This is a genomic window from uncultured Arthrobacter sp. (assembly GCF_902805515.1).
Classification (GTDB): Bacteria; Actinomycetota; Actinomycetes; order Actinomycetales; family Micrococcaceae; genus Arthrobacter_D.
The window spans coordinates 1-3,226 of record NZ_CADCTE010000086.1 but is presented as its reverse complement, the minus strand read 5'-3'; the positions used below and the strand labels follow the sequence as shown (position 1 = coordinate 3,226).

The window sequence follows — 3,226 nt, the reverse complement described above, 5'->3', positions numbered from 1 at the left end:
CGGGAAACCGTGCCGTGATGGTCATGATAGTCGGGCTCGGCAGCCTCTACGCCCTCATCAGCGTACTCAGCACGCTCGCCATCTCCATCAGTCAACGCCGCAGCGAACTGGCGACACTGCGGCTCAGTGGCCTCACCCGGCGCCAGATCCAGCACAGCACCGTCATTGAAGCCCTGGCCGTCACTACCATCGGCCTCATCCTCGGCGCCGTCGCTGCAGTCCTCTCCCTCGTCGGACTGTGGGCATCGACCTACCGCCTCTACGGCGCGCCGGTCATCGCGATCCCCTGGACGCTCCTGGGCGCCATCACCCTGCTCGTTGCCACGCTCACTACCATCACCGCACTTCTGGCAACACGAGCAGCCATGAAGGCCCCGGCCATCCGGGCCCTCGGAGCACACGAATGAGCCGGAAAGTATCAGCCCGGCTCGGAACGTCGGTCCAGAGGACGCACCTGTCGTCCCTCAGGTCGCCGCCTGATCCGAGCTGACCGCAGCCGGGGCCCCGTCATCCCGTTCCCCGGAATCACGCCGCTGCCAATCATCTGGCCGACCCGCCAGTTCACTCACCGGCACGGGCTCTCTCGGAGCCCTCACCGTCCTGACCGGGTTCCTGCTGACCGGCGCCGCCTTCGCCCTGCAACGCCGCAGCCTCTAACCCAGCAACCAACCAACCCCCACACCAAATCGGAGCACTGACATGAAATACACCCCTAAATTCGCGGTTATCACCACCGCACTGGCCGCGTCGCTCGCGTTCACCGCCTGCACCTCCGCGGCCGCCACCAAGGACTCCCCCGAGGAAGCACCGAAGGTGCTGACCGGCATCGCGGAACGACTCGTCGAGGAAGGCTACCCGGGCGCGATCATCACCCGCACCTCCCCGGACGGCACCGCTGAAACCGCCACCGCCGGCACCGCCGACCTCGCCACCGACGCACCGGTCCCCGCTGACGGTGAAGTGCGGATTGGAAGCGCCAGCAAAACATTCACCGCGGTGGTGGCCCTGCAGCTGGTGGAAGAAGGACTCCTGGAGCTGGACCGAAGCGTCGAAACCTACCTCCCCGGCATCATCAAGGGGAAGGGGATCGACCCGAAGGCCATCACCGTCCGGCAGCTGCTCCAACACACCAGCGGCCTGCCCGAGTACACCACCGAACTCATCGTCAACGAAGCGTTCGCCGACCGCGACATCTACCGCTCACCCCGGGACGTGCTCGACCTGGCGCTCGGACAGCCCGCGATCTTCCCCGCAGGGGAACGCCATCAATACACCAACACCAACTACATCGCCCTGGGCCTGATCATCGAACGCATCACCCAACGGCCCCTGGCCGAACAGATCCACGATCGGATCGTCACACCCCTGGACCTGAAGCACACCTACCTGCCCGAACCGGGTGAGACCGGGCTGCGCGGTGAGCATCCCCTGGGCTACCACATCGACACCGACGGCGAACTACGCGACCTCACCGAAGCCGATCCTTCCTGGGCCGGGGCAGCAGGGGCGATGGTGTCCACACCGGCTGAGCTCAACACGTTCATGAAAGCCGTCCTCGAGGGCGAACTCCTGGAACCGGCCGAACTCGACCAGATGCTCACCGGCATCTCCACCGGCGACGAGGAGCATTTCCCCGGAGCAACGTACGGGCTGGGCATCGAAAGCAGAGAACTAAGCGGCGGCACAGCCTGGGGCCACGACGGCGACATCCCCGGCTACCAGACCCGCAACGCAGTCGCAGAGGACGGCACCGCCGTCACCCTCACCCTCACAGCACTGCCATTCGCCATCTACGACGGCCCCCAGGACGAAATCTTCGAAGGCCCCACGGAGGAACTCATCGCTCTCTACAACCTCTCCACCGACGCCCTCGAAGAAGCCCTCAGCACACCCTGACCCGACACCCACACCACCTGCAGCACCCTCAGCACACGCTGACCCGATACCCAGCAGAAAGCTCGTTCATGACCCCGAGTACGTTAATAAGCCCGCCGTCGGTTGATACCGCCGTGCGCCTCCTTCAACTCCGTAAGACTTTTCCGAACGGCCCGGAGGAGATCACTGCCCTTCAGGAGTTCTCCCTCGATATTGCCCCGGGTGCGTTCATCGCGATTATGGGCCCGTCCGGGTCGGGCAAGTCGACGTTCCTGAACCTTGCCGCGGGCCTGGATACGCCAACCAGCGGCCAGGTGTTCATCGGCGAGACCGACATCACCGGGCTCTCCCTGGACGCCGTGACCCGTTTCCGCCGGCGCCATGTCGGTTTCGTGTTCCAGTCGTATAACCTCATTGGCCACCTGAGCGTCGGGGAGAATATCCAGCTGCCGATGCTGCTGGACGGCCGGCGTCCCGATGAGCAGTGGCAGCAGACCCTCGTCGAGTCCGTCGGGCTGACCGGGATGACCGGGCGGTTGCCGGGCGAGTTATCCGGAGGCCAGGCACAGCGGGTGGCCATCGCGCGGGCGCTGATCACCCGGCCCACCGTGGTCTTCGCCGATGAGCCGACCGGCGCCCTGGACCGCCGCACGGGAGATCAGGTGCTCGAGGTGCTGCGCGGTGCCGCCAAGCGGTTCACGCAGACCCTGGTGCTGGTCACCCACGACCCGCATGTGGCCGCCACCGCCGATGAAGTGCTCTTCCTGGCCGACGGACAATTCGCCGGCAGGCTGGCAGCGCCGACCTCGAGCCAGATCGCGGCCCGCCTCGTCGAGTTGGGACGATAGCCATGTGGTCTTTCGCCCGCTCAGCGGTACGCGCCTACCGCGCAAGCCGGGTTGGCAGCTTCCTGATTGTGGTCTCGGCCGCCGCGCTGCTGACCGCTAATGGTGTGCTCATGGAGAGCGGCCTGCGCGGCGACGCGCCTTTGCTGATGGCCGTGGCCGCCTCCTTCGCCGGCACGGCGGTCCTCGTGGTCGAACTCGTGGTCGCCTCCACCTTCGCCTCGGCCTTGCGGCAGCGCAACGCGCAGTTCGCCCTGCTCCGCGCCGTCGGGGCGACCCCGCGGCAGGTGCGCTCGATGGTGACAGCCGAGATCGTCATCGTGTTCGCCCTCGCGGCCCCGCTCGGGGCCATCCCGGGACTGTTTGCCGGGCAACTGCTCATGCCGGCACTGGTCTCCGGGGGCGTGGTGCCTGCCGGGTTCGATCTGGTGATCTCCCCGCTTCCGGTGATCGGCGCGCTGGTCCTGCTGTTCCCGGCCGCGCTGCTCGCCGGCAGGCTCGCGGCC

At 66.8% G+C, this 3,226-nt stretch carries 4 protein-coding genes; all 4 read left to right on the top strand.

Annotated elements, in window-relative coordinates; translation table 11 throughout:
- Positions 1–407, top strand: a 407-nt coding sequence (locus QZX79_RS07430; RefSeq protein ID WP_294566869.1) for an FtsX-like permease family protein, incomplete at its 5' end; no start/stop codon positions are given.
- A gap of 292 nt (positions 408–699) precedes the next feature.
- On the top strand, positions 700–1,896 hold the full coding sequence (locus tag QZX79_RS07425; RefSeq protein ID WP_294566866.1) for a serine hydrolase: 1,197 nt from the start codon (positions 700–702) through the stop codon (positions 1,894–1,896).
- A 68-nt stretch (positions 1,897–1,964) separates the two neighbouring features.
- Positions 1,965–2,723 (top strand): ABC transporter ATP-binding protein, encoded by a 759-nt coding sequence (locus tag QZX79_RS07420; RefSeq protein WP_294566863.1) that lies wholly within the window; start codon positions 1,965–1,967, stop codon positions 2,721–2,723.
- 2 nt (positions 2,724–2,725) lie between these two features.
- A partial coding sequence (locus QZX79_RS07415) for an FtsX-like permease family protein (protein WP_294566859.1) occupies positions 2,726–3,226 on the top strand: 501 nt, incomplete at its 3' end.